Source organism: Micromonospora sp. BS32 (assembly GCF_059089345.1).
Genome location: NZ_JBSSHR010000015.1, coordinates 73,061 through 97,941, shown reverse-complemented (window position 1 = coordinate 97,941; position 24,881 = coordinate 73,061). Strand labels below are relative to the sequence as shown.

23 protein-coding genes are annotated in these 24,881 nt (G+C 72.4%); 8 read left to right on the top strand and 15 right to left on the bottom strand.

What is annotated here, in order from left to right; genetic code table 11:
• The first annotated feature begins 317 nt into the window (after positions 1-317).
• Complete coding sequence (locus AC5RWQ_RS21705) at positions 318-1,655, top strand: polysaccharide deacetylase family protein (RefSeq protein WP_494284515.1); 1,338 nt, start codon at positions 318-320, stop codon at positions 1,653-1,655.
• A 71-nt stretch (positions 1,656-1,726) separates the two neighbouring features.
• On the opposite strand, the gene speB is transcribed toward AC5RWQ_RS21705, so the two are convergent.
• Genes speB through AC5RWQ_RS21670 form a run of 7 tightly spaced genes read right to left on the bottom strand, consistent with a single transcriptional unit; the run spans position 1,727 to position 9,445 of the window.
• On the bottom strand, positions 1,727-2,740 hold the full coding sequence (gene speB, locus AC5RWQ_RS21700; RefSeq protein ID WP_494284514.1) for an agmatinase: 1,014 nt from the start codon (positions 2,738-2,740) through the stop codon (positions 1,727-1,729).
• Positions 2,737-3,939 (bottom strand): saccharopine dehydrogenase family protein, encoded by a 1,203-nt coding sequence (locus tag AC5RWQ_RS21695; RefSeq protein ID WP_494284513.1) that lies wholly within the window; start codon positions 3,937-3,939, stop codon positions 2,737-2,739. The genes speB and AC5RWQ_RS21695 overlap by 4 nt, the downstream gene beginning before the upstream one ends.
• Positions 3,939-5,360 carry an NAD(P)/FAD-dependent oxidoreductase gene (locus AC5RWQ_RS21690; RefSeq protein WP_494284512.1) on the bottom strand — a complete coding sequence of 474 codons (1,422 nt, stop codon included), beginning with the start codon at positions 5,358-5,360 and terminating at the stop codon, positions 3,939-3,941. Before AC5RWQ_RS21690 ends, AC5RWQ_RS21695 begins: the two co-directional genes overlap by 1 nt.
• Positions 5,357-6,199 (bottom strand): ABC transporter permease, encoded by an 843-nt coding sequence (locus AC5RWQ_RS21685; RefSeq protein ID WP_494284511.1) that lies wholly within the window; start codon positions 6,197-6,199, stop codon positions 5,357-5,359. Before AC5RWQ_RS21685 ends, AC5RWQ_RS21690 begins: the two co-directional genes overlap by 4 nt.
• Positions 6,196-7,107, bottom strand: a complete 912-nt coding sequence (locus tag AC5RWQ_RS21680) for an ABC transporter permease (protein ID WP_494284510.1) — start codon at positions 7,105-7,107, stop codon at positions 6,196-6,198. Before AC5RWQ_RS21680 ends, AC5RWQ_RS21685 begins: the two co-directional genes overlap by 4 nt.
• Positions 7,104-8,261, bottom strand: coding sequence for an ABC transporter ATP-binding protein (locus AC5RWQ_RS21675; protein WP_494284509.1), 1,158 nt, complete (start codon positions 8,259-8,261; stop codon positions 7,104-7,106). Before AC5RWQ_RS21675 ends, AC5RWQ_RS21680 begins: the two co-directional genes overlap by 4 nt.
• Positions 8,261-9,445 carry a polyamine ABC transporter substrate-binding protein gene (locus AC5RWQ_RS21670; RefSeq protein ID WP_494284508.1) on the bottom strand — a complete coding sequence of 395 codons (1,185 nt, stop codon included), beginning with the start codon at positions 9,443-9,445 and terminating at the stop codon, positions 8,261-8,263. Before AC5RWQ_RS21670 ends, AC5RWQ_RS21675 begins: the two co-directional genes overlap by 1 nt.
• A gap of 208 nt (positions 9,446-9,653) precedes the next feature.
• Between AC5RWQ_RS21670 and AC5RWQ_RS21665 the strand changes: the two genes are divergently transcribed.
• The 4 genes from AC5RWQ_RS21665 (at position 9,654) to AC5RWQ_RS21650 (ending at position 13,765) form a co-directional block, all read left to right on the top strand.
• Entirely contained in the window at positions 9,654-10,166 is a 513-nt protein-coding gene (locus tag AC5RWQ_RS21665) for an Lrp/AsnC family transcriptional regulator (RefSeq protein WP_494284507.1), read from the top strand.
• A gap of 160 nt (positions 10,167-10,326) precedes the next feature.
• A complete protein-coding gene (locus AC5RWQ_RS21660) occupies positions 10,327-11,673 on the top strand; it encodes an aspartate aminotransferase family protein (RefSeq protein WP_494284506.1) in 1,347 nt (448 codons plus the stop codon).
• Positions 11,670-12,389, top strand: a complete 720-nt coding sequence (locus AC5RWQ_RS21655) for a pyridoxamine 5'-phosphate oxidase family protein (protein WP_494284505.1) — start codon at positions 11,670-11,672, stop codon at positions 12,387-12,389. Before AC5RWQ_RS21660 ends, AC5RWQ_RS21655 begins: the two co-directional genes overlap by 4 nt.
• A complete protein-coding gene (locus tag AC5RWQ_RS21650; RefSeq protein WP_494284504.1) occupies positions 12,386-13,765 on the top strand; it encodes an NAD(P)/FAD-dependent oxidoreductase in 1,380 nt (459 codons plus the stop codon). Before AC5RWQ_RS21655 ends, AC5RWQ_RS21650 begins: the two co-directional genes overlap by 4 nt.
• Before the next feature lie 143 nt (positions 13,766-13,908).
• On the opposite strand, the gene AC5RWQ_RS21645 is transcribed toward AC5RWQ_RS21650, so the two are convergent.
• Positions 13,909-14,277: a DUF3499 domain-containing protein gene (locus AC5RWQ_RS21645; RefSeq protein WP_334488853.1), complete on the bottom strand. Its 369-nt coding sequence runs from the start codon at positions 14,275-14,277 to the stop codon at positions 13,909-13,911.
• A gap of 153 nt (positions 14,278-14,430) precedes the next feature.
• On the opposite strand from AC5RWQ_RS21645, the gene AC5RWQ_RS21640 reads away from it, so the two are divergent.
• Entirely contained in the window at positions 14,431-14,880 is a 450-nt protein-coding gene (locus AC5RWQ_RS21640; RefSeq protein ID WP_424093324.1) for a metallopeptidase family protein, read from the top strand.
• Positions 14,881-14,966: 86 nt separating this feature from the next.
• On the opposite strand, the gene AC5RWQ_RS21635 is transcribed toward AC5RWQ_RS21640, so the two are convergent.
• The 6 genes from AC5RWQ_RS21635 to AC5RWQ_RS21610 form a co-directional block, all read right to left on the bottom strand.
• Positions 14,967-15,224, bottom strand: a complete 258-nt coding sequence (locus AC5RWQ_RS21635) for a WhiB family transcriptional regulator (RefSeq protein ID WP_088980572.1) — start codon at positions 15,222-15,224, stop codon at positions 14,967-14,969.
• Positions 15,225-15,696: 472 nt separating this feature from the next.
• Entirely contained in the window at positions 15,697-16,047 is a 351-nt protein-coding gene (locus tag AC5RWQ_RS21630; RefSeq protein WP_494284503.1) for a phospholipase, read from the bottom strand.
• Positions 16,048-16,062: 15 nt separating this feature from the next.
• On the bottom strand, positions 16,063-17,460 hold the full coding sequence (locus AC5RWQ_RS21625) for a DUF4331 domain-containing protein (RefSeq protein ID WP_494284502.1): 1,398 nt from the start codon (positions 17,458-17,460) through the stop codon (positions 16,063-16,065).
• A gap of 100 nt (positions 17,461-17,560) precedes the next feature.
• Complete coding sequence (locus tag AC5RWQ_RS21620; RefSeq protein WP_494284501.1) at positions 17,561-17,839, bottom strand: hypothetical protein; 279 nt, start codon at positions 17,837-17,839, stop codon at positions 17,561-17,563.
• Between the two features lie 126 nt (positions 17,840-17,965).
• Positions 17,966-20,497 carry a bifunctional FO biosynthesis protein CofGH gene (locus tag AC5RWQ_RS21615; protein WP_494284500.1) on the bottom strand — a complete coding sequence of 844 codons (2,532 nt, stop codon included), beginning with the start codon at positions 20,495-20,497 and terminating at the stop codon, positions 17,966-17,968.
• 277 nt (positions 20,498-20,774) lie between these two features.
• Positions 20,775-21,695, bottom strand: coding sequence for a hypothetical protein (locus AC5RWQ_RS21610; RefSeq protein WP_494284499.1), 921 nt, complete (start codon positions 21,693-21,695; stop codon positions 20,775-20,777).
• A 99-nt stretch (positions 21,696-21,794) separates the two neighbouring features.
• Here AC5RWQ_RS21610 and cofD point away from each other — a divergent pair, with 99 nt between their 5' ends.
• Together cofD and AC5RWQ_RS21600 are read left to right on the top strand one after the other, a co-directional pair.
• Entirely contained in the window at positions 21,795-22,742 is a 948-nt protein-coding gene (gene cofD / locus AC5RWQ_RS21605; RefSeq protein WP_334488890.1) for a 2-phospho-L-lactate transferase, read from the top strand.
• Complete coding sequence (locus AC5RWQ_RS21600; protein ID WP_494284498.1) at positions 22,739-23,827, top strand: coenzyme F420-0:L-glutamate ligase; 1,089 nt, start codon at positions 22,739-22,741, stop codon at positions 23,825-23,827. The genes cofD and AC5RWQ_RS21600 overlap by 4 nt, the downstream gene beginning before the upstream one ends.
• Before the next feature lie 24 nt (positions 23,828-23,851).
• Here AC5RWQ_RS21600 and AC5RWQ_RS21595 read toward each other — a convergent pair whose 3' ends face one another.
• On the bottom strand, positions 23,852-24,856 hold the full coding sequence (locus AC5RWQ_RS21595; protein ID WP_494284497.1) for an ArsR/SmtB family transcription factor: 1,005 nt from the start codon (positions 24,854-24,856) through the stop codon (positions 23,852-23,854).
• Between the last annotated feature and the right edge of the window lie 25 nt (positions 24,857-24,881).

Here is a 24,881-nt window from a genome sequence, read left to right as displayed (position 1 = left end):
CGGCGGAGCCCGGGCCAATGATTCCTCCACCTCCACTCTGCCACTCCCGACCCGGCGACCCGGTGCGGGTCGTGGCCGAGTGCGGCAACCAGCGATGCGCGCAGAAGCCGACCGACCAACACAAAAAGGGACTTCCGACTCTTCGTTGACTGATCCGGACAGCGGACGATGGAGCTGCCAGGGCGCGAACCGGGCGACCCTGCCCGCACTCGGCGCCCCATTGGGAGGTGGCCCAGATGAACGGGTCATGGTCAACAGATCAGAGATCGCGCAGCGGAACGAGGAGGATCCGTACGGGGCTGGTCGCCCTCGCGGTCATGGCACTGACCGCCCTGGGTGCGGTGGTGGCGTCCCCGGCCCAGGCCGCGGACAGCGCCCCCTACCGGGCGACGGTCTTCACCAAGGGGTACGACACGTCGAAGCGCGTCACGCTCACGTTCGACACGGACTGGCCGACCCAGGACAACGCCGTGAGCAAGGCCAACCTGGCGAAGGTCCTGCAGACGCTGAGCGCGAACGGCATCACCGCCGGGTTCGGGCTGACCGGGCGGTACGTGGAGCAGAACCCTGCCGACGCGCGCACCATCGCCGCCGCCGGCCACAAGGTCATCAACCACAGCTACGACCACCCCAACTTCCTGAACCTCACGCAGGTTCAGCGGTGGTCGCAGCTGGACCGCGCCGAGGCTGCCCTCAAGGCTGCCGGTCTCACGTCGGCCGGCTGGTTCCGTACGCCGTACCGCGCCGGCTACCTGGACTCGGGCGTGAACCGGGACCTGGCCCTGCGCGGGTACTACATCAACCTCGACTGGACCTACGACACCACCGGCTACCGGGCGGCGTCGTGGTCGGTGATCAGCTCGCGGATCGACGCGTACACCGTGCCGGGCGCGATCCTGGTCATGCACATCAGCGCGCCGTCGACGGACCCGATGTACCTGCAGAACACCATCGACAAGCTGCGCGCCAAGGGGTACACCTTCGCCAGCCCGTACCAGGCGACGACGTGGGGTGCCATCCGGACCAGGTACTTCGCGCTGGGCGGCCCGAGCTCGGCCTTCGGGGCTCCCATCACCGGGACGATGACCGCCACCACGAGTGACACCGCGGTGCAGTGGTTCCAGCAGGGCCGGATCTACTGGCGCAGCGACGCCAGTGGCGCCTACTACGTGTTCGGCGGCATCCTCAACAAGTACCGCTCGCTGGGCACCGTGAACGGGTTCCTGCGCTTCCCGACCACCGACGAGCTGGCGGGGGCGAACGGCGGCAGGTACAACCACTTCCAGGGCGGGTCCATCTACTGGACCTCGGCCACCGGGGCACACGACGTGCACGGCGGCATCCGGACCAAGTGGGCGTCGCTGGGCTGGGAGCGCGGGTTCCTCGGCTACCCGCGCAGTGACGAGGTCGCCGTGACGAACGGGCGTGCCTCCCAGTTCCAGGGCGGCAACATCTACTGGTCCTCCACCACCGGAGCGCACGAGGTGCACGGCGCGATCCTCACCCGCTACCTCAGCCTCGGTGGCACCGGAGGCCGGCTCGGGTTGCCGACCACTGACGTGTACGCCGTCTCGGGCGGCCAGCGCAGCGACTTCCAGCACGGCTCGATCATCTACAACACCATGACGGGCGCCATCACGGTCATCTACCGGTGACCCGCCGATCCGGCCCGCCTCACCCTGAGGCGGGCCCCTGCTGCCCGCCAGCCCCGACCAGGGAGCCTGTGTCAACGGGCGTCGAGCAGCGGCTGCCTCGGGTCCCACGGCGACCCGCCGGCCGCGTCCCGCCGTCGCCGGGCGATCGCCGACAGCGCCTCCAGCACCACCCGGTTGCCGAGGTACGCGGTGATGTCGGCGTGGTCGTACGGCGGCGCGACCTCGACCACGTCCACCCCGACGACGGGGAGTTCGTAGCAGACCCGGCGGACCGCGTCGAGCAGCTGCCGGGAGGTCAGGCCGCCCGGCTCGGGGGTGCCGGTGCCGGGCGCCATGCCGGGGTCGACCACGTCCACGTCGACGGAGAGGAAGACGCCCTCGCACTCGTCGGTCGCGATGGCGAAGGCCTCCGAGAGGCACGGATCGAGTCCCCGGGCGACCAGCTCGGTCATCTCGTACGAGCGCATCCGCTGCTCGGCCATCCAGGCCAGGGTCGGCGGGTCGGGCCAGTAGCCGCGCAGGCCGATCTGGAGGAACCGGTCGCCGCGGACCGCGCCGGACTCGATCAGCCGGCGCATCGGCTGGCCGTGCCCGTGCAGCGAGCCGAACTCGACGTGGCCGGTGTCGGCGTGCGCGTCGAAGTGCACCAGCGACACCCGGCCGAGGCCGTGCTGGCGGGCCACCCCGGTGGCGTCGGGCAGCGCGATGGAGTGGTCACCGCCGAGCACGACCGGGATCGCACCCGCGGACGCGACGGCGAACACAGCGGTCTCCAGGGCGGCCAGCGAGCGCTCGATGTCGCCGGAGAACATCTCCACGTCGCCGGCGTCGTAGACGCGCAGGTCGCGCAGGGCGTCGACGCGCAGGGCCAGCGATGGTCGGGAGCCGTCGTGCGGCAGGTAGCAGGCCTGCCGGATGGCGGACGGGCCGAACCGGGTACCGGGTCGGTGTGAGGTGCCGCCGTCGAAGGGCGCGCCGACGATCACCACGTCGGCGTCGGCGTACGTGTCGGGTTCGTCGAGGGTGCAGCGGTCGACGCCGAGGAAGGTGACGTCGGGGCCGTACATCGGGCCGTAGCGGGTCACCGCTCCTCCATGCCCCAGGGCGAGCCGTAGCCGGTGAGCAGGTCGAGGAAGGGGCGCGGGGGCAGCGCCTCCGGGCCGAGCACACCCGCGCCGGACCAGGCGCCGGTGGCGAGCAGTTCCAGCGCCACCACCGGGTTGACCGCGGTCTGCCAGACGACGGCCTGGTGGCCGTACTCCCGCATGGACCACTCGTTGTCGACCACGTGGTAGAGGTACACGCGACGGGGCTTGCCGTCGACGCCGGTGCCGGTGACGTACGTGCCGGCGCAGGTCTTGCCGCGCATCCGGTCGCCGAGGGTGGCGGGGTCGGGCAGGCTGGCCGCGACCACGTCGCGCGGCGACACCTGGACGCCCCTGACCGTCACCGGCTTCGTCGAGTCCAGGCCGACCTTGTGCAGCGACTTCAGCACCTCGATGAACTCGTCGCCGAGGCCGTACTTGAAGGTGACCCGCTTCGCCTCCACCCAGCGCGGGATGAGCAGCACCTCCTCGTGCTCCACGTTGACGCACTCGACCGGGCCGATGCCCTCGGGGAAGTCGAAGACCTCCGGCTCGCTGAACGGCTCCGTGGTGTACCAGCCCCGACCCTTCTCCCAGATCACCGGCGGGTTCAGGCACTCCTCGATGGTGGTCCAGATGGAGAACGACGGCGCGAAGTCGTACCCGTCGACGGTCAGGTTCGCGCCGTCGCGGACCCCGATCTCGTCGATCTCGCTGAACAGTTCGTCGGCGGCGTAGCGGGCGAAGACGTCCGACAGGCCGGGCTCGATGCCGATGCCGCAGAGCGCGAGTCGCCCGGCGGCCTCCCACCGGTCGGCCACGGCGAACTGCTCGTCGCCGAGCTTCACGCCGGTCTCCGCGTAGGGCCGCGCGGGGTGCGGGTGGGACAGCGACATCGCCATGTCGAGGTAGTCGGCCCCCGCGGCGAACGCGCCGTCGAAGATCGGCATGACGAAGCGCGGGTCGACGGCGTTGAGCACGTGGGTGATCCGGTGCTCCCGGCAGAGCGCGGCGACCGCGTCGGCCGAGGAGGCGTCGACCTTCGCGGCGACGAACCGGTCACCCTGACCGTCGACCGCGCGCTCGGCGCGGCCCAGGTCGTAGTCGGCGACGACCATGGTCTCGAAGAAGGAGCGGCGGGCGGCGATGGCTACGGCGGCGGAGCCGACGCCACCGGCGCCGACGAGCAGGATGCGCATCAGGAATCAAACCCCAAACCAAGACGATCGAGAGTACGGAGCCAGAGGTCACGCCGGCCCTCGCGCGCGTCGGCGCGGGCCAGCGACCAGCGGGTGAGGTTGATGCCGGCGGCCCGGACGGGCTCCGGCGGGAACGGCAGCGGGGTGCTGCGGACCAGGTCGAGCCGGGTCAGCGGGGTCTCCTGGCCGCCCAGCAGGTCGAGCATCACCCGGGCCCCGAACCGGGTCGCCCCGACGCCGAGGCCGGTGTAGCCGGAGGCGTACGCCAGCCGGCCGTCGTAGGCGGTGCCGAAGAACGGGCAGAACCGGGTGCAGGTGTCGATGACCCCGCCCCACTTGTGGCTGAAGCGGAGGCCGTCGAGCTGCGGAAACGTGGTGAAGAAGTGGTCGGCGAGGGCGGCGAAGGTGGCCGGCCGCTGTGCCAGCTCCGGCGCGACCCGGTTGCCGTAGTGGTAGACCGCGTCGTAGCCGCCGAAGAGGATCCGCCCGTCCCCGGTGATCCGGTAGTAGTGGAACTGGTTGCCGGTGTCCGCGAGGCCCTGCCGGTTCCGCCAGCCGATCGCGTCCCGCTGCTCGGGAGTCAGCGGCTCCGTCATCAGCGCGTAGTCGTAGACCGGCACGACCCAGTTGCGCAGCCGGCGCAGCAGCGGCGGGAACGCGTTCGTGGCGAGCACCACCTGCCGGGCCCGGACCGTCCCCGGGGCGGCGTCCGGGCCGCCGGCCGTTCGCGTGGCCAGCGCGGCGCCGTCGCGGCGCAGGCCGGTGACCCGGGTGTGCTCGTGGATCCGCACCCCCTCGGCGAGGCAGGCCCGGCGCAGGCCCCAGGCCAGCTTCGCCGGGTCGAGCATGGCCACCCGATCGGAGTCCCAGAGCCCACCGAGGTACGTCGGCGAGTGCACCTCGGCGCGCACCTCGTCGGCGTCGAGCAGCCGGACGTCGTGGCCGTACCGGCGGGCCAGCGCCTCGTCCTCGGCCAGCCCGGCGAGCTGGTACGGCGCCACGGCCACCGCCAGCTCGCCGGTGCGCTCGAAGTCGCAGTCGATGCCGTACGCGTCGACGGTGGCGGCGATGGCGTCCAGGATCTGCCGGCCCAGCCACTCCAGCACGTCGATCTCGCCGGGGAAGCGGTCCACGCCGTTGGCCAGCCCGTGGGTCAGCGAGGCGGCGCAGAACCCGCCGTTGCGCCCGGACGCCGCCCAGCCGCAGGTGCCGGCCTCGACCAGCAGCACGTCCCGGTCCGGGGCGTCCCGCTTGGCGAGCAGCGCCGCCCAGAGGCCGCTGTAGCCGCCGCCGATCACCAGCAGGTCGGTGTCGGTCGTACCGGTCAGCGGCGGCAGCGGGTCGGGGCGTTCCGGGCGGTCCAGCCAGTAGGGGACGGGCGCCGCGTCGGCGAGCGCCCGGCCGGTATGCGGAAGTGTCATGACGGGCCGTTCGCCCGTCCGCCCGCCGGGGCGGGGACCGCGACCTCGGCGCGCCGGGACCGCCGGCCGCGCAGCGAGCTGGCGGCCACGAGCAGCAGGGCGATCACGAACATCGCCGTGCCGATGACGTTGACCTGCGGCGGGATGCCGCGCTGGGCGGCGCCCCAGACGTACATCGGGAAGGTGACGGTGGTGCCGGCGTTGAAGTTCGTGATGATGAAGTCGTCGAAGCTGAGCGAGAAGGCGAGCAGGGCGGCGGCCACGATGCCGGGCAGCACCAGGGGCAGGGTGATCCGCCGGAAGGTCTGCCACTCGCTGGCGTAGAGGTCCATCGCGGCCTCCTCCAGCCGCCGGTCCATCCCGGCCAGTCGCGCCTTCACGGTGACCACCACGAACGACACGCAGAACATCACGTGCGCGATGACGATGGTCCAGAAGCCCTGCGGCACGCCCGCGGAGACGAAGAGGGCGAGCAGCGAGGTGCCCATCACCAGCTCCGGGCTGGCCATCGGCAGGAAGATCAGCACGTTGAGCCCGGTCCGGCCGCGGAACCGGTGCCGGACCAGCGCGAACGCCATCAGCGTGCCGAGCACGGTGGCCACCACCGTGGCGATGAAGCCGATCTGCACGCTGCGGACCACCGCGTCGCACATGTCGGAGGTGGCGCACGGGTGGGTCCAGTTGTCCAGGGTGAACTCGTGGAAGTCGTACGACAGCCGGCTCGACGGGCGGTTGAAGGAGAGCGCGGCCACCACCAGGATCGGCAGGGAGAGGTAGCCGAGCACCAGCAGGGCCACACCCATCACCCAGCGGTCGGCCAGCCAACGGGACAGTTTCACAGCACTTCCTCCGTGCCGGCCCGGCGCAGGTAGACGAAGACGATCGCGAGGATCGCCGCCATCAGCAGGAACGACAGCGCGGCGCCCTGCGGGTAGTCCAGCCGAACCAGGAACGCCGAGTCGATGACGTTGCCGATCATGTACTGGTTGGGGGTGCCGAGCAGCTCGGCGTTGATGTAGTCACCGGTGGCCGGGATGAAGAAGAGCAGCGTGCCGGCGATCAGGCCGGGCATCGACAGCGGCAGGGTGACCCGCCGGAACGCCTGCACCGGGCTGGCGTAGAGGTCGCTGGCCGCTTCCAGCAGCCGGTAGTCCAGCCGCTCCAGGCTCGCGTACAGCGGCAGCACCAGGAAGGGCAGGAAGTTGTACGTCAGGCCGAGCACCACCGCGAACGGCGTGGCGAGCAGCCGGCCGTCGGGGGCGAGCAGATGGACGTCGCGCAGCAGCCCGACGAACCAGCCGTTGTCCGACAGGATGGTCTTCCAGGCCAGGGTGCGGACCAGGAAGCTGGTGAACATCGGCGCGACCACGCAGACCAGCAGCAGGTTCTTCCACCGGCCCGCCTTCTGCGCGATCGCGTACGCCAGCGGGTAGCCCATCAGCAGGGCCAGCACCAGTGCGATCGCCGAGTAGACGAAGGACCGGGCCATCTGCGGCCAGTACGCCTGGAGGGCCTCCGGGTAGTTGCCGAACGCCCAGGTGAGCGCGTAACCGGTGGAGAGCGAGCCGGACGGGTCGTAGAGGCTGGCCGCGGCGAGCTGGAGCAGCGGCAGGACGAAGAAGATGAACAGCCAGGCCGCGCCGGGCAGCAGCAGCAGGTACGGCAGCAGCCGGTGCCGCCCCCGCCGGGGCGGCGGCGGTGCCGGATCCGCCTGCCCCTGGATGGGTACGTGGGCCAGGGCGGTCATGAGGACGCACCCACCGGCTCGTCCAGCAGCGGGGTGGTGCGGTCGTCCTGGCCGGGCTCGCGGGAGAGCAGGAAGGCGTGCCGCGGGTCCCAGTACGCCACCACCGACGCACCCACCGGGAACTGCCGGCCCGCGCCGCTGTTCGCCGCGAACGCGGAGAGCTCGCTGCCCCAGCCGGTACGGATCAGGTACTGCGTGCTCACCCCCACGTAGGAGGCGTCGGTGACGACCCCCTGGACGTGCTGGTGACCACTGGGAACCTGGGCGACGGAGTCGACCAGGTGCAGCTTCTCCGGGCGTACCCCCAGGTAGACCGGGCCCCGGTCGGACCGGGCGCGGTCGGCTGGCACCGAGAAGCGGGCGCCGTGGGCGGTGACCGGCACCGCGGCGCCGGCGCTGCCCGCGGCCTCGGCGGCCAGCAGGTTGGACTGGCCGAGGAAGTTCGCCACGAACGCGGTCGCCGGGAACTCGTAGAGGTCGGCCGGGGCGCCGAGCTGCTCGATCTTCCCGGCGTTCATCACCGCGACGGTGTCGGCCATGGTCATGGCCTCCTCCTGGTCGTGGGTGACGTGCACGAAGGTGATCCCGACCTCGGTCTGGATCCGCTTCAGCTCGATCTGCATCTGCCGGCGCAGCTTCAGGTCGAGCGCGCCGAGCGGCTCGTCGAGGAGCAGCACCTGCGGGTGGTTGATCAGGGCGCGGGCCAGCGCGACCCGCTGCTGCTGGCCGCCGGAGAGCTGGGCCGGGCGGCGGGGGCCGTAGCCGTCGAGCTGCACCAGCGACAGCATCCGGCGGACCTGATCGTCCACCTTGCGAATGCCGCGCCGGCGCAGCCCGAAGGCCACGTTCTCGTTGATGTCCAGGTGCGGGAAGAGCGCATAGCTCTGGAACACGGTGTTCACCGGCCGCTTGTACGGCCGCAGCCGGGCGATGTCCCGGTCGCCCAGGAGCACCTGCCCGCTGGTCGGTTCCTCCAGTCCGGCGATCATCCGCAGGGTGGTCGTCTTGCCGCAGCCGGACGCGCCGAGCAGGGCGAAGAAGGAACCCTGCGGGATGGTCAGGCTCAGGTCGTCGACCGCGGTGAAGATGCCGAACCGCTTGGTGAGGTTGGCCAGCCGCAGGTCGCCGGCCGGTGACTCGTGTCCCATCGCCATCACGCCCCGATGACCTTCTGGTACTTCGTCTCGTACTCCTTCTCCTGCTTCTCGTCCAGGGCCATGAAGACCTTGGACTTCTTCAGCAGCACGTCGTCCGGGAAGATCAGCGGGTTGGCCGCCAGCTCCGGGTCGATCTTCTCCATCTCGGCCTGCGCGCCCTTCACTGGGCAGATGTAGTTGACGTACGCCGCGAGCTGGGCGGCGACCGCCGGCTCGTAGTAGTAGTTGATCAGCTCTTCGGCGTTGCCCTTGTGGGTGGCCTTGTTCGGCACCATCAGGTTGTCGCTGAAGAGCATCACGCCCGAGTCCGGTGCGACGAACTGGATCTTCTCATCCTCCGCGGTCAGCTGGAGGACGTCACCGGACCAGGCGATGCAGGCCGCGATGTCGCCCTTGTTGAGCTCGGTGGAGTACTCGTTGCCGGTGAACTTGCGGATCTGTCCGGAGTCGACGGCCTTCTTGAGCTTGGCGAGCGCGTCGTCGAACTGCGCGGTGGTGAAGTTCGCCGGGTCGTGCCCGTTGGACTGGAGCAGCAGGCCCATGGTGTCCCGCATCTCCGTCAGCGCGGTGACCCGGCCCTTGAGGTCGGGGCGGGTGAGCAGCTCGTCGACCGTCCGGATCTCCTTGGTGACCTTGCCGTTGAAGGCCAGGCCGGCGAGGCCCGACTGCCACGGGATGGAGAGCTGGTTGTCCGGGTCGAAGGAGCGGTTGAGCAGCGACGGCAGCAGGTTCGCCGCCACGTTCGGGATCTTCGCCGGGTCGAGCTTCTGGATCCAGCCGAGCCGGATCATCCGGGCGGCCATCCAGTCGGTGAGGACGATGACGTCGCGGTCCGTGCTCTGACAGGCCGCGAGCTGGTTCTGGACCTTGCCGAAGAACTCGTTGTTGTCGTTGATGTCCTCGGTGTACGTGACCTGGATGCCGGACTTCTTGACGAACGCGTCGAGGCTGGGGCGCTTCGACTCGTCCTTCTCGTCGACGTCGATGTACTGGGGCCAGTTGGAGAACGCGAGCTTCTTCTCGGTGCCCGAGAGGTCTTCGCTCTTGCAGCCCGCCTCGGTCTGGGTAGCGGCCTTGGTGCCGCAGCCGGCGAGCGCGCCGCCCGCGGCGAGCAGGGCGGCCGAACCGAGGGTGCCGGTGAGCAGTCCACGCCGGGAAAGGGGCCGGAGGGGAGTACGCATATGACGACTCCTAGGGGGTCGTCCGTCGGCAGCGGGGACGGGGGTGACGCGCCGGCGGGAGGGGTCGGGTGTCAGGGACGACTGATCCTGACATGAGGTGACCTCCCTTACAAGGGATTCCGTTGCGGGAATAGCAATGGACGACGAATTACGCCAGACTGCGCGGTGGCACTAGGCTCAGCGGGTGATCGGACATGGGGAGCGGTCGATGACGAACCGGCAACTAGAGAGCGGCAACGGTGCGCGGCGGGTCACCGTGCGTGATGGAGCCAGTCACGCACTGTTGGACGACGTGGCGAAGCAGATCATCGAGCAGCTCCAGGAGGACGGCCGCCGGCCGTACGCGACCATCGGCAAGGCGGTCGGGCTCTCCGAGGCCGCCGTGCGGCAGCGGGTGCAGCGGCTGCTCGACGCCGGGGTGATGCAGATCGTGGCGGTGACCGACCCGCTCCAACTGGGCTTCCCCCGGCAGGCCATGATCGGCCTGCGCACCGACGGGGACCTGGAGGCGGTCGCCGACCGGCTGGCCGGGTTCGAGGAGGTCGACTACGTGGTCATCACCGCCGGCTCCTTCGACCTGCTCGCCGAGGTGGTCTGCCGCAACGACGCCCACCTGCTGGAGATCCTGCAGAAGCTGCGCGCCGTCGAGGGCGTGCTCGCCACCGAGGCGTTCGTCTACCTCAAGCTGCGCAAGCAGACCTACACCTGGGGTACGGCCTGATACGAATTCCGTAGCTTGGACCTCCCAACTACGCTGATTCCGTTGCCGTGACCCCTGTTGACTGTCGTTAACACTTGCGTTTCCCGGTGCGGCTGTGCGATAACCGTGGGCAGAGCGGCCGGTGTCACCCCTGACCGGCCCGAGACCCGATGGGGCTGACATGGCCAACGCCACCGACCACCTCTGGATGCACTTCACCCGAATGGCCAGCTACGCCGACGGAGAGGTGCCGACCATCGTGCGCGGCGAGGGCGCGTATGTCTGGGACTCCAAGGGCCGCCGCTACCTGGACGGACTCGCCGGGCTCTTCGTCGTCAACGCCGGCCACGGCCGCACCGAACTGGCCGAGGCGGCCGCCAAGCAGGCCGCCGAGCTCGCCTACTTCCCACTGTGGTCGTACGCCCACCCGAAGGCGGTCGAGCTGGCCGAGAAGATCGCCTCGCTGACCCCCGGCGACCTGAACCGGGTCTTCTTCACCACCGGCGGCTCCGAGGCCGTCGAGGCCGCCTGGAAGCTGGCCCGGGCCTACTTCAAGCGCACCGGCCAGCCCAACAAGTACAAGGTGATCAGCCGCTACATCGCGTACCACGGCACCTCGATGGGGGCGCTGTCGATCACCGGCCTGCCCGGCATCAAGAGCGACTTCGAACCGCTGGTGCCCGGCGCCATCAAGGTGCCGAACACCAACTTCTACCGGGCGCCCGAGCACGGCGACTCCCCCGAGGCGTTCGGCCGCTGGGCCGCCGAGGAGATCGGCCGGGCCATCGAGCGGGAGGGGCCGGACACCGTCGCCGCGGTCTTCCTGGAGCCGGTGCAGAACTCCGGCGGCTGCTTCCCGCCGCCGCCCGGCTACTTCGAGCGGGTCCGCGAGATCTGCGACGCGTACGACGTGCTGCTCGTCTCGGACGAGGTGATCTGTTCCTGGGGCCGGCTCGGCGAGTACTTCGGCGCCGTCCGCTACGGCTACCAGCCGGACATCATCACCACCGCCAAGGGCATCACCTCCGGGTACGCCCCGCTCGGCGCCATGATCGCCAGCGAGCGGCTGATGGAGCCGTTCCTCACCGAGACCGGCATGTTCGCCCACGGGGTGACCTTCGGCGGCCACCCGGTCTCCTGCGCGGTGGCCCTGGCCAACCTGGAGGTCTTCGCCCGCGAGGACCTGGTCGGGCACGTCCGGGCGAACGAGGACGCCTTCCGGTCCACCCTGGAGAAGCTCAACGACCTGCCGATCGTCGGCGACGTCCGGGGCGACGGCTACTTCTACGGCATCGAACTGGTCAAGGACAAGACCACCAAGGCCACCTTCGACGACGCCGAGTCCGAGCGGCTGTTGCGCGGCTTCCTCTCCAGCGCGCTGTTCCAGGCCGGCCTCTACTGCCGCGCCGACGACCGGGGCGACCCGGTGGTCCAGCTCGCCCCGCCGCTGATCGCCGAGCAGGCCCAGTTCGACGAGATCGAGCAGATCCTGCGCGCGGTGCTGACCGAGGCATGGGCACGCCTGTGACCGACGGACCAGGGCGGGACGGGGCCGGGACTCGCGACGGCGGGAACCGGCCCCGTCCCGTCGGGCCGGCCGCCGCCGACTCCGCGCGCCCGGCCGTCGGCGGCACCGACCGGACCCGGGTACGCCGCCTGCCCGAGCTCGCCGTTCACGACCGGGCCGCCCTGCACGCCGTCCTCGACGCCGGCCGGGTCGGCCACCTCGCCATCGCCGGCGGCGACCAGCCGTACGCCCTGCCGGTGGCGTACGCCCGGGACGGCGAGCGGGTGCTGGTGCACGGCTCCACCGGCAGCCGGCTCTTCCGGCACCTCGCCGCCGGTGCGCGCGCCTGCCTGACCGTGACCCTGGTCGACGGGCTGGTGCTGGCCCGCAGCGCCTTCGCGTCCTCGATGAACTACCGCTGCGCCATGGTGCTCGGCGAGCTGACCGCGCTCGACGGGGAGGCCGGGCTGGCCGCCCTGGAACGGCTCTCCGAGCACCTGCTGCCCGGCCGGTGGGCGGCGATCCGCCCGCCGTCGGCGAAGGAACTCGCCGCCACGCTGGTGCTCGCCCTGCCACTGGACGAGTGCTCGGTCAAGGTCAGCGCCGGCCCACCCGACGATCCCGAGGACGACCTCGACCGAGCGGTCTGGGCCGGGGTGGTGCCGGTGGTCGAGTCGCTCGGCACTCCGCAGCCCGACCCACGGCTGCGCCACGACCTGCCCCCACCGCAGTGGTGACGCGCTACCAGGACCTGTCGTACTGGTTGTCCACCGTCGACGGGTCGCTGACCCCGCGCCCGGCGCTGCCCGGCGACAGCGACGCCGACGTGGTGATCGTGGGCGCCGGCTACACCGGGCTCTGGACCGCGTACCACCTGGCGACCGCCGACCCGTCGCTGCGGATCACCGTGCTGGAGGCCGAGGTCGCCGGCTACGGCGCCTCCGGCCGCAACGGCGGCTGGTGCTCGGCGCTCTTCCCCACCTCGCTGCCCGCGCTGGCCCGCCGGCACGGCCCGGACCGGGCGCTGGCGATGCAACGGGCCATGCAGGAGACCGTGCGCGAGGTCGGCCGGGTGGTAGCCGCCGAGGGCATCGACTGCGACTGGCACCAGGGCGGGACCGTGGTGCTGGCCCGCTCGGCGGTCCAGCTCGGCCGCGCCCGGGCCGAGGTGGCCACCGCCCGCGAGCACGGCCTCGACCCGGCGGACCTGGTGCTCCTGGACGCCGCCGAGGCGTCCGCCCGGTGCGCCGCCGACGGGGTGGTCGGCGGGACCTACACCCCGCACTGCGCGGTGGTGCACCCGGCGAAGCTCGTCCGCGGGCTGGCGGAGGCGGTGGAGCGCCGAGGGGTACGCCTGCACGAACGCACCCCGGTCACCGCGATCCGGGCCGGCGCGGCGGTCACCCCGCACGGCACGGTCCGGGCGCCGGTGGTGGTACGGGCCACCGAGGGCTGGACGCCGGGGCTGCCCGGGCAGCGGCGCACCGTCGCCCCGGTCTACTCGCTGATGGTGGCGACCGAGCCGCTGCCCGAGCGGACCTGGGCGCGGATCGGGCTGGCCGACCGGGAGACGTTCTCCGACCACCGGCACGTCATCATCTACGGCCAGCGCACCGCCGACGGCAGGCTCGCCTTCGGCGGGCGGGGCGCCCCGTACCACTTCGGTTCCCGGGTCTCCCCCGCGTACGACCGGGAGCCGCGGGTCTTCGCCGCGCTGCGCCGGGTGCTCGGCGAGCTCTTCCCGGTGCTCGGCCCGGAGGTGCCGATCAGCCACACCTGGGGCGGCCCGCTGGGGGTGGCCCGGGACTGGTCCGCCTCGGTGGGGCTGGACCGCGCCACCGGGCTCGGCTGGGCGGGCGGCTACGTCGGCGACGGGGTGGGCACCAGCAACCTCGCCGGCCGTACCCTCGCCGACCTGATCCGGGGCGTGGAGAGCGACCTGACCGCCCTGCCCTGGGTCAACCACCGCTCCCCCCGCTGGGAGCCGGAACCGCTGCGCTGGCTGGCCGTCAACGCCGGCCTACGGATCATGTTCTCGGCCGACCGGGCGGAGCAGCACACCGGCCGACCGTCCCGCCGCGCCGCCGCCTTCTCCCGCCTCCTCGGCCACTGACCCCACCCCCCCATCCCCACCCGCCCCGAGCCTCCGGCTGGTTGATCAAGGAGTTTGGGCACTCCGAGGCGCCGGATTCGTGCGCAAACATCTTGATCAACACGGGGTGCGGGGGTGCGCGGGTGCGGGGGTGCGGGGGGGGGTTAGTGGTTGGGGGGGATTACGCGGAGGTGGCCTCGGCGGGCGGTGCCGGGGTGCTGTTGGGTGGGCTGGTCGTTCTCGGGGGGACGGGGGGCCACCGGGCGGGCGGCCTCACGGACCGCCTCCGCGAGGGCGACCAGGTCGTCGGTGGTGGGCGGCGGGGGCTCGAACTCACCCTCGTGCCGGACCACGTCCCAGCCGCGCGGCGCGGTCAGGCTGCGCGCGTGCGGCTCACAGAGGTCGTACGTGTGCGGCTCGGCGAACGCCGCGAGGGGCCCCACCACCGCTGTCGACTCGTTGTAGACATAGGTCAATGTGGCGACCGCTTGCCGGGGGCAGCCGTTACGGGAGCAGCGCCGTGGTGACCTCACGGCGGCAGGGTATCCCCATTACCGGGTCCGGCGCACCGGTTCGCGTTGCGACACGCCCGTCGCGGTGATCACAATTCGCGGCTGCCGTCCCGCCGCGCCCACGGATCGGGCGCTGCCGCTGGCCGGGCCGGCGGTGGAGCTACCCTGAGCGTCATGACGAGCCCGGAACACCGCCGCCCCGGCTCCGGCCGGCGCACCCACCGCGACCGGCACGGCCGCGGCCTGCGTGGGCGGCTGGTGCCGGCGACCGTTCCGCTGGCCCGGACCAAGGCCGAGATCTTCGACGACCTGGTGCTGGACACGGTCGAGACGCTGGAACGGCGCTTCGCCAAGGAGCTGGCCGGCGTCGAGTTCGCCGTCGAGGACGTCCCGCCGGACCTCAACGTCTACGACTCGGACGTACTGGAGGACGGCGAGGTGCCGCTGGCCCGACTGCTGCCGGGCCGCCCGGGTCGGCAGGAGGTGCCGCCCCGGATCGTGCTCTACCGCCGGCCGCTGGAGTTCCGCGCGATGGACCGTGAGGACCTCGCCGACCTGGTGCACGACGTGATCATCGAGCAGGTGGCGAACCTGCTCGGGGTCGACCCCGACGAACTCGCCTGACCGCTGCCCGACCGCCGTCGCCCCCGCGACGGACGATCCGGGCGCGAGCCGGGCGGCCCCCACCGCCCCGGCCCGTCGCACCTCGCTCAGGCGACTCGCCGCTTGAGCTTGCGCCGCTCCCGCTCGGAGAGCCCACCCCAGATCCCGAAGCGCTCGTCGTGGCCGAGAGCGTATTCCAGGCATTCCGTCTTGACCTCGCACCGCGAGCAGATCCGCTTCGCCTCGCGGGTCGATCCGCCCTTCTCGGGAAAGAACGCTTCCGGGTCGGTCTGCGAGCAGAGCGCCCGCTCCTGCCACTCCGGCGCGTTCCCGAGCAGGTCGGCCACCTCGAGCTGGCCGTCCATCAGATGCCTCCTTGTCGCGCACCGACGTCACCGCCGCTGCAACCCCCCACGCGAAAGGCGTGCTTGTCCGTCCGGTCCAATTTTGTTGCGTTCCGTGCGAACAACCCCATTCAAATTACACGCGTGTAATGCGTGCGCCGTCAAGCGGAACTTGATAATGGAGTCGTCCTCCCGACACGCCTCCGGGTCGCCACTCGGACCACCCGGCCTCGCAACCTGCCCTATCGATTCAGACCCCGGACGAGTAACGCCCTCTCCGGCGAGTTGCCCGAGATTTCTGCCGTGGCGTCGCCGACGTGGACACCGCCGGGTGCGCGGGCGGAGGCTCCGGTGGACCGACTGGCCAAGATCAGCATCTCGGTGGGGCACAGGTTAACCCGGTTCCCGCCACCGTGCCCGTCGAGCCGGAAAACGCCGCCAGCGCCCCGTCCACGATGTGGACGGGGCGCGACGGCGCGGGGCCGGTACGGGATCAGCCCGACCCCGGGGGAGCGCTGCTCGGCCAGACGAACTCGGCGACCTCGCCACCGGTGACGGAGATCGCTCCGGCCGGCGTGCTCGCGTCCCACCAGACGGTATAGACGCCCGCGGCCAGATCCGGGTAGACGGCGCTGTGGAACGCCCCGTCCCGGACGATCCGCTCCCGGACGGCGGCGTGGGTCCGCGGCCCGGCGGCCCGGTCGACCGGGCTGATCTCGATCTCCCGACCGTGCTGCTCGCGTCCGGTGTAGATGATCAGGGCACCGGTGTCGCCGCCCAGGTCCAGCATGACCGTGCCGCTGCCGGTCGGCCCGTACCGGTGCTCATGCGGGTGCTCGTGCATCTGTCGTCGGTCCGCTCAGGACTTCGCCGCCGGCGGGTTGTTGAACCCGTCGTACGGCGTGCCGAGGAAAGGGAAGTGGCCCAGGAAGGGCGCGGTCACGTCGGCGGCGCTCAGCCCGGGGGTGACCGCGCCGGCCGCCGCATCCGGCTTGAATGCCTTGTCCACGAGCGGGACAGTGACCCCGGCGATGGCCCGCAGCGCGATGCTCACCACGTCGTCGCCGACCCGCCGACCGTTGGGGAAGCCCGCCAGGTCGCCGCCGAGCACCCCGAACCGGTCCGGCTTGGAGTTCGGCCTGATCGCCGTGTTCAGCCGCAGCATGTCGGCCTGCACCGCGCCGGTGTTGTTGGTGAAGCCGTCGATCAGGCCGGCCGGGATGCCGGTGAGCAGGATCGCGGCCAGATCGGCCCGGGGCTTCTTCGACTTGTTCAGCGCGTCCAGGTTGGGGAAGACACCCGGGTAGAGGGCCGGCAGCAGGGCGGCCAACTCCGGCTGCTCGACGAACCGGGCGAACCGCTTGTCCTCCGACGGGGGCAGCGTGTTCCACAGGTCCTTCTTGGACATCGGCACGATGACCTCGTTGAACAGCGGGTTGCCGAGCCTGGACACCTGGGTCCACGGGCCGGCCGCGGTGTCCGCCGCGACCCTGTCGCCGAGCACCCGCACCTGCTGGCGGGAGGCCGTGGTCCACACCCCGATGATCGAGGCACGGTCGGCGTAGCCGTACCGGTTGGCCCTGCGGCGCACCTTGCTCAGCGGCACCTGCACGGCGATGCTGTGCACGTTCATCCGGTCCAGCGCGTTGACCGGCTCGCCCTCGGTCTTGAAGAGCTTCTTACCGGCGACGTGCAGCTGCTGGAACGGGCGCAGCGTCCCCAGGTCGAAGATGGCGCCGAGGTCGACGAAGAAGCCGTCGGCCCGCTGCCCGGCGAAGACCCGCTCCCCCGTGGAGAGCGAGTACGTCGCCTGCCGGGCCAGCTCCGCGTATTTCGGGGTGGAGAGCGGGCCGACGTTGCACGGCGGGCAGGGCAGCTTGTGCGCGAGCACGTGCTCCCGGCCGTCGGCCACCCGGGTCAGCTTGTAGAACTGGCGCCGATTCCAGTTCTTGCTGTCCAGCGACTCGATCGGGCCGGTGTTGTAAAGAAAACTGTTCGCATTGGTGATCTCGGTGCTGAATTCGAAACGGTAGGTCACGTCGGGGTGACCGTCTCCGTCGTTGTCGATATGGATCTCGTACCGCACGTCGTCGCCGAACTCGAAGAAGTTCGGGCCGCCGGAGGGGAGTTGCAGCGGCACGTAGTTGGCGATCAACGTCACCGAGTCGGGCCGGTCGGAGCTGACGAAGGCGTACAGGTCGGAGGAGTCGGCGACCGGATCCTTGCTTATCTCCGGTGCTTCGCGGTGGGAGGACATGGCGGACCAACCTTTGCGGGATCTCAGACGGAGTCAGGGCAGGGTCGACCGGGCGCCGAGAGCCTGCGCCGGGTCTTAGGAGGTACGGGGAGGGGCGCGGTCAGCGCCGCCCGGCGGCGCGTCGCAGCCGGTCCGCCAGGCCGCGGTCGCGTACCTCGATGCGGGAGGTGCCGACGAAGACGTCCATCGTCCCGGAGGCGGCGTCCCGCAGGTGGACGACGATCGGGCCGTCCTTGGCCCCAGCCGACGGGGCGTTCTGGGCGGCCGACAGGCCGGGCACGGTGAGGGCGGCGGCGCCCAGCGTGGCGCTCGCCGCTGCCGTCAGCGTCTGCCGCCGGGTCAACCGCGGCCAGGGCCGCTTCCGCTCTTGACTCGTCATGGGGAACCTTTCCTCCGGCGGCGCCGGGGCGCCCGCGGTGGCTCGCGAGGGGCTGCCGGCGGCGGCCCTCGCCTCAACCGCCGCCGACGACCAGTGGTACGGCCCCCACCGGAGAAAGGTTCGACGTCAGGCCGACGGGTGACCGTACGCGGTCGTCCGCTTGCGCGCGGGTCGTCCCGCAGCCGCCGCGATGGCCTGCAACTGCTCCTCGGTACGCGCCGAGCCATTGCCCGAACCGGCCATCCGGGAGATCGTCTCCTCCATCAGCGTGCCGCCCAGGTCGTTGCAGCCGCCGTTGAGCATTGCCACGGTGCCCTCGTCGCCCAGCTTCACCCAGGAGCACTGGATGTTGTCGATCCGGCCGTGCAGCAGCAGCCGGGCCATCGCGTGCACCACCCGGTTCTCCCGCCAGGTCGGCCCCGGGCGGGCGATGCCGGCGAGGTAGATCGGCGCGTTGGTGTGCACGAACGGCAGCGCCACGAACTCGGTGAACCCGCCGGTGCGGTCCTGCACCCCGGCCAGCACCCGGAAGTGGGCGAGCCACTGGCCGGGGTGGTCGACGTGGCCGTACATCATCGTGGAGCTGGACCGGATGCCCAGCTCGTGGGCCGTGCTGACCACGTCGACCCAGGCGGCGGCCGGCAGTTTGCCCTTGGTGAGCACCCAGCGCACGTCGTCGTCGAGGATTTCCGCGGCGGTGCCCGGGATGGTGTCCAGGCCGGCGTCGCGGAGCTGGAGCAGCCACTCCTTCACCGGCACCCCCGCCTTGGCGGCGGCCGTGACGATCTCCATCGGAGAGAAGGCGTGCACGTGCATGCCGGGGACCCGCGTCTTGATCGCCCGGACCAGGTCGGCGTAGCCGGTCACCGGGAGCTTCGGGTCGATCCCGCCCTGGAGGCAGACCTCGCTGGCGCCGGCCGCCCAGGCCTCCTCGGCCCGGTCGGCGACCTGCTCCACCGAGAGCCGGAACGCGTCGGCGTCCCGCTCACGCTGGGCGAACGCGCAGAACCGGCAGCCCACGTAGCAGACGTTGCTGAAGTTGATGTTGCGGTTGACCACGTAGGTGACGTCGTCGCCGACGACGTCCCGGCGCACGTCGTCGGCGAGCCGGCAGAGCGCGTCCAGCGCCGGGCCGTCCGCGTCGAAGAGCGCCCGCGCCGCGTCGGCGTGCCGGGGCTCCAGCAGCGCCGCCGGGTCGTCCGCCGCGAGCCGCAACCCCGCCCGCAGGTCACCGTCCGCGCCGCTCCCCCTCGACCGGGGTACGCCGGAGGCCTCCGGGCTGACCTTGCCAGCGACCTCGGACCAGTCGCCGTAGACGCTGTCGAAGTCACCCCGCCGGTCCTCGGTGCGGCCGGTGGTGTCGATGGTGGCGTGCAGGTCGGTCCGGCCACCGCCGAAGACCTCCTCCGGCTCCTGCCAGGGGCGGCCGAGCGGCCGGGCGGACTCCACGGCGAGGCCGGTCCCCGGCTCGGCGAGGGCGGTCACGTGCGGCAGCAGCCGCGGATCGAGCCACGGATCACCGGCCCGGACGTACTCCGGGTAGACGGTGAGCCGCTCGCGTAGGGCGAAGCCGGCCTTCTCGGTGTGCCGGGCCAGTTCGTCCAGCTGCGGCCAGGGGCGCTCGGGGTTGACGTGGTCGGGGGTCAGCGGGGAGACCCCGCCCCAGTCGTCGATGCCGGCGCGCAGCAGCAGGTCGTACTCGCCCTCGATCAGGTTCGGCGGGGCCTGGACGCGGGCCTTCGGGCCGAGCAGGATCCGGGTCACCGCCACCGTGGCGGCCAGGTCGTGCAGTTCGGCGTCGGGCATGCCGCGCATCGCGGTGTCCGGCTTGGCGCGGAAATTCTGCACGATCACCTCCTGGAGGTGGCCGTACTCCCGCTGCGCCCGCCGCATCGCGAAGATCGCGTCGACCCGCTCGGCCGGGGTCTCGCCGATGCCGATCAGGATGCCGGTGGTGAACGGAACGCCCACCCGGCCGGCGTCGTCGAGCACCCGGAGCCGGACCGCCGGCTCCTTGTCCGGCGAGCCGAAGTGCGGGCCGCCCGGCTCCGACCAGAGCCGGGTCGCGGTGGTCTCCAGCATCATTCCCATGCTCGGCGCGACCGGCTTGAGCCGTTGCAGCTCCGACCAGGAGAGCACCCCGGGGTTGAGGTGCGGCAGCAGGCCGGTCTCCTCCAGCACGGCGACCGCGCAGGCGCGCAGGTAGTCCAGGGTGGAGTCGTAGCCGCGCTCGTCCAGCCACTCGCGGGCCGCCGGCCAGCGCTCCTCCGGCCGGTCGCCGAGAGTGAACAGGGCCTCCTTGCAGCCCATCGCGGCGCCGGCGCGGGCGATCTCCAGCACCTCGTCCCGGTCGAGGAAGGCGGCGGGCAGTCGGTGCGGCACCGTGGCGAAGGTGCAGTAGTGGCAGCGGTCCCGGCAGAGCCGGGTGAGCGGGATGAAGACCTTCTTCGAGAAGGTCACCACCCCGGGCCGGCCAGCCTCCCGCAACCCGGCGTCGCGGATCTCGCCGGCGATCCGGAGCAGTTCGTCCAGCGCGGGCCCCCGCGCCGCCAGCAGCGCGGTCGCCTCCTCGACGTCCAGCGAGCGTCCGGTGGCCGCCCGGCGCAGCGCCCGCTCGATGCTCGCCGTCGTGGGACCGGGATCGGTGCGCTCAACCATCCGCTCAGCCTATGCGCTGGGCGGGACGGCCGGTCGGGCATGCGAGGCAGTGTGAGATCAACCCCGGGGGCCGGGGCGGGAGGCCGGGCCTGGGCGGGGTCGCGGCGCCGGAGCGGGCGGGGCCGCGCCGGTGCGGTGGGCGTGTCGGGCCCCCGGAGCGGACTTCATCAGAAGCGGTACCGACCGCACACCACGCCAGGCCGCACCGGGGGACGGCGGCCGGTCATCGCACCGGGACAGGCCGCCGGCACCGGCAGCACGGCGACGGGCCTGATGGTCAGCGGGGGAAGTTCGGGTCGTCCCGGTGCAGGCGCTGGGTCCGGTCGGCCTCGTCGGCCGGCGAGGGCGGCCGCGTTCCGGCGTCGGCCGGCTGCCGCGGGATGGTCTGGGTGGGGTCGGCCGACGGTGGCTGCCCGAACGGCGGAGCCGTGTTGGACCCGCCGAACGGCGACCCGGCCTGCGGCCCGCCCCCGAACGAGGGAGTCGACGGCGGGCCGGACTGCGGGGCGGCGAACGGCGGAGCCGAGGCAGGGGCCGGGTGACCGTACTGGCCGGCGGCCGGGTAGCCGCCGGGCTGGCCGGGAACGCCGTAGCCGGGCTGGCCGGGAACGCCGTAGCCGGGCTGGCCGGGAACGCCGTAGCCGGCCGGGCCGGGCTGCTGCGGCCAACCCGGCTGGGGCTGGCCGTAGACGCCGGGCTGCGGCTTGGGCCTGGGGACGAAGTAGAGCGTCCGCCAGACCCGGTAGACGACGAAGGCGGCCACCGCGAAGACCCCGAACCAGGCGGCCCGGGTCAGCATGCCGAGCAGGGCGTCCAGCACCTCCCCCTTGGCCAGCCGGTCGACCAGCCAGATCAGGAAGGTCAGCGTCCCGAACAGCGCACCGAAGGCGTACTCGCCGACCGCCATCTGGGTGATCTGCTTCGCCCGGGGCAGCACCGGGTTCACGTGCGTGGCGAGCAGCACGGCCAGCAGCGGCAGCACCGTCGACTCGACGCCCACGAAGGAGAAGAACTCGCTGCCGGCCCGGCCCGAGAAGGTGCTGTAGCCCGAGGTCGGGACGAGCAGCCGGACGAAGCCGACGAAGAGCAGGACGGCGTTCGCGCCGAGCAGCACGAGCGCGGCCAGTTCGCGCAGTGGGGCGGTGAGCTGGCGGGCCTGCGACGCGGCGGTCGGCGCGGGCTCGGCGGGGCTGGTCACGAGCTCTCCCTCGGGGGCGAAACGGACAGGTGCCGACGTGAGCCTAGTCTCCCGGGCCACCGACGGACGGTAGGCGGCCCGTGCGCGAGGATGGACGGCATGCGCATCGTGGTTCTGACCGGCGGCATCGGGGGTGCCCGATTCCTGCTCGGCGTCCGGGCGTACGCCCGGGAGGTGGGCGCCGAGGTGACCGCCGTGGTCAACGTCGGCGACGACCTGCTCCTGCACGGGCTGAAGGTCTGCCCCGACCTGGACAGCGTCATGTACACCCTGGGCGGCGGCGCCGACCCGGAACGGGGCTGGGGCCGGGTCGGCGAGACCTGGACGGTCAAGGAGGAGCTGGCCGCGTACGGGGCCGAGCCAACCTGGTTCGGGCTGGGCGACAAGGACATCGCCACCCACCTGGTCCGCAGCACCATGCTCAACGCCGGGTACCCGCTCTCGGCGGTGACCGAGGCGTTGGGCACCCGCTGGCAGCCCGGCGTACGCCTGCTACCGGCGACCGACGACCGGCTGGAGACGCACGTGGTGGTCGACCTCGACGGCGGCCAGCGGGTGATCCACTTCCAGGAGTGGTGGGTCCGGTACCGAGCGGAAATCCCCACCCACCGGTTCGTCTTCGTCGGCGCGGAGCAGGCCAAACCGGCTCCCGGGGTGCTGGAGGCGGTCGCCGGCGCCGACGTGGTGCTGATCGCGCCGAGCAACCCGGTGGTGAGCGTCGCCCCGGTGCTGGCCGTGCCCGGCCTGCGGGACGCGGTCGCACAGGGCCCGGCGCGGGTGGTCGGGGTTTCCCCGATCATCGGTGACGCCCCGGTGCGCGGCATGGCCGATCGCTGCCTCTCGGTGCTCGGCGTGGAGTGCAGCGCCGGCGGCGTGGGCCGGCTCTACGGCGGGCGCGGCGACGGCGGCCTGCTCGACGGCTGGCTGGTCGCGCCGGAGGACGAGGGCGCGGTGGTGCCGGGGGTGACGGTGCGTGCCGTGCCGTTGCGGATGACCGACGAGGCGGCGACCGCGCAGATGGTCCGCGCCGCATTGGAGCTGGTGTGAGGCTGGAGATCCTGCCGGTGCCGGGCATCGGCGACGTGACCGAGGGCGACGACCTGGCGGCGATGATCGCGACCGCCGCGCCGTGGCTGCGCGACGGCGACGTGCTGGTGGTGACCAGCAAGATCGTGTCGAAGGCGGAGGGACGGTTGGTGGACGTGCCGGCCGACGGGCCGGAGCGGCTCGCCGCCCGGGACGAGGTGCTGGCCGCGGAGACCGCCCGGGTGGTGGCCAGCCGCGGCCCGACCCGGATCGTGCAGACCCACCACGGGTTCGTGATGGCCTCCGCCGGCATCGACGCGTCCAACGTCGACAAGACCCGGCTGGTGCTGCTGCCGGAGGACCCGGACGCCTCGGCCCGGGCGCTGCGCGCCGCGCTGCGCGACCGCTACGACGTCGACGTCGCGGTGATCATCAGCGACACCATGGGCCGCCCCTGGCGCAACGGGCTGACGGACGTGGCGCTCGGCGTGGCCGGGATGGCCGCGATCCGGGACCACCGGGGCGAGGTCGACCCGTACGGCAACGAGCTGCAACTGACCCAGATGGCCGTGGTGGACGAGCTGGCGGGCGCCGGTGAGCTGATCAAGGGCAAGTGCGATCAGGTGCCGGTCGCGGTGGTCCGCGGCTACCTGCCCGCCGTCCGACCCGACGACGGCGCCGGGGCGTCCGCGCTGGTCCGGGAGAGCGAGCTGGACCTCTTCTCGCTGGGCACCGCCGAGGCGCGGGCGGACGGCCTGCGGTCCGCCGCGACCGCCGATCCGGGGCCCGGTGGCACGCCGCCGGACCCGGCGGCGGTGGCCCGGGCCATCGCCGCGGTGGCCGACGTGATCGTGCCCGGCACGGCCTTCACCCACGTCACCGACGACGAGGTACGCGCCGGACTGGTGTCGAGCGTCGACGGCTGGCCGGCCGACGCCACCGGCCTGGTGCTGGGCGCGGCGCCGACCCCGGTCGACCAGCCGGACCTGGTCCGGTTCGGGGCCGACCTGCAACGGCTGCGTACCGCGCTGGCCGCCGAGGGGATCGGCTCGACGCTGCTGCCGCCCCCGACGGGCAGCACGGCCAGCGCCTGCCTGGCGATCTGACCCGCGCCGGCCCGACCGGCCGGGTCAGGCGTCCAGCATGGCCCGGCCGAGCGGGGTCAGCGTGTGCAGCACCGTGTTGCGGTCCCGCTGGCTGACCAGCAGCCCGGCGTTGCGCAGCACCGCGGTGTGCTGGCTGGCGGCGGCCGGCGAGATGTGCAGCCGGCGGGCCACCTCGCCGGTGGTGCAGCCGTCGTCGCTGGCCTCCAGCACCGCGGCCCGGGTCCGGCCGAGCAGCGCGGCCAGCGCCTCCCGCCCCGACCCGTCGCCGCCCGGGCCGGCCCCCTCGCCGGGTGCCGGCGCCAACCCGCCCAATCGGTCCACCGGGTAGACCAGCACCGGCGGCAGCGCGGCGTCGAGCAGCGCCACCGGGGTACGCGCGCAGAAGAACGACGGGACCAGCAACAGCCCCCGGCCGTCGAGGTGCAGCTCCCGGCTGTGCGGATAGTCCGGCACCTCCAGCACGTCGGCCGCCCAGCGCATGGTCGGCCGTAGGCTGGCCAGCAGCCCCTCCGCTCCCCCGTCCAGCATCGCCCGGGCCCGGCGGGCGCGATCGGCCTCCACCGCCGCCTGGATCCGCGCCCAGAACGGCCCGATCGCCACCGACCGGTACCGCTCCATCGAGTCGGTCAGGTGGCGCAGCATCTCCGGCTCGCCCCGGGCCAGCCCGGCGGCGGAGGCGGGCAGCGAATTGTCGCCGGCCAGCAGGGTGAGATCCCGGCGCAGCAGCCCGGCCGGGGTGGAGCGGACCGCCTCCAGCCCCGCCTCGAAGCCGGCCAGGCTGGCGTACGGGGTGAGGAAGTCGGGGAAGTAGCCGCGCGGCGGGTTCAGCGCGAAGAGCAGCCGGAACTGGTCGGAGGCCGGGTCCTGGCGCAACTGTCGGGCGACGCCCTGCTGCCAGGGGGTGGTCAGCGGGTCGCGGCTGCGCCCCTGGAGCAGGTGCAGGCTGAGGACGAGCTCCCAGACCGGGTCCGCGCCGGGCGCGACCCGGGTGCGGAGCACGTCCTCCCGGGTGAAGTGGATCGTCAGCATGGAAGCGCTCTCCTGCGGCGGGTGG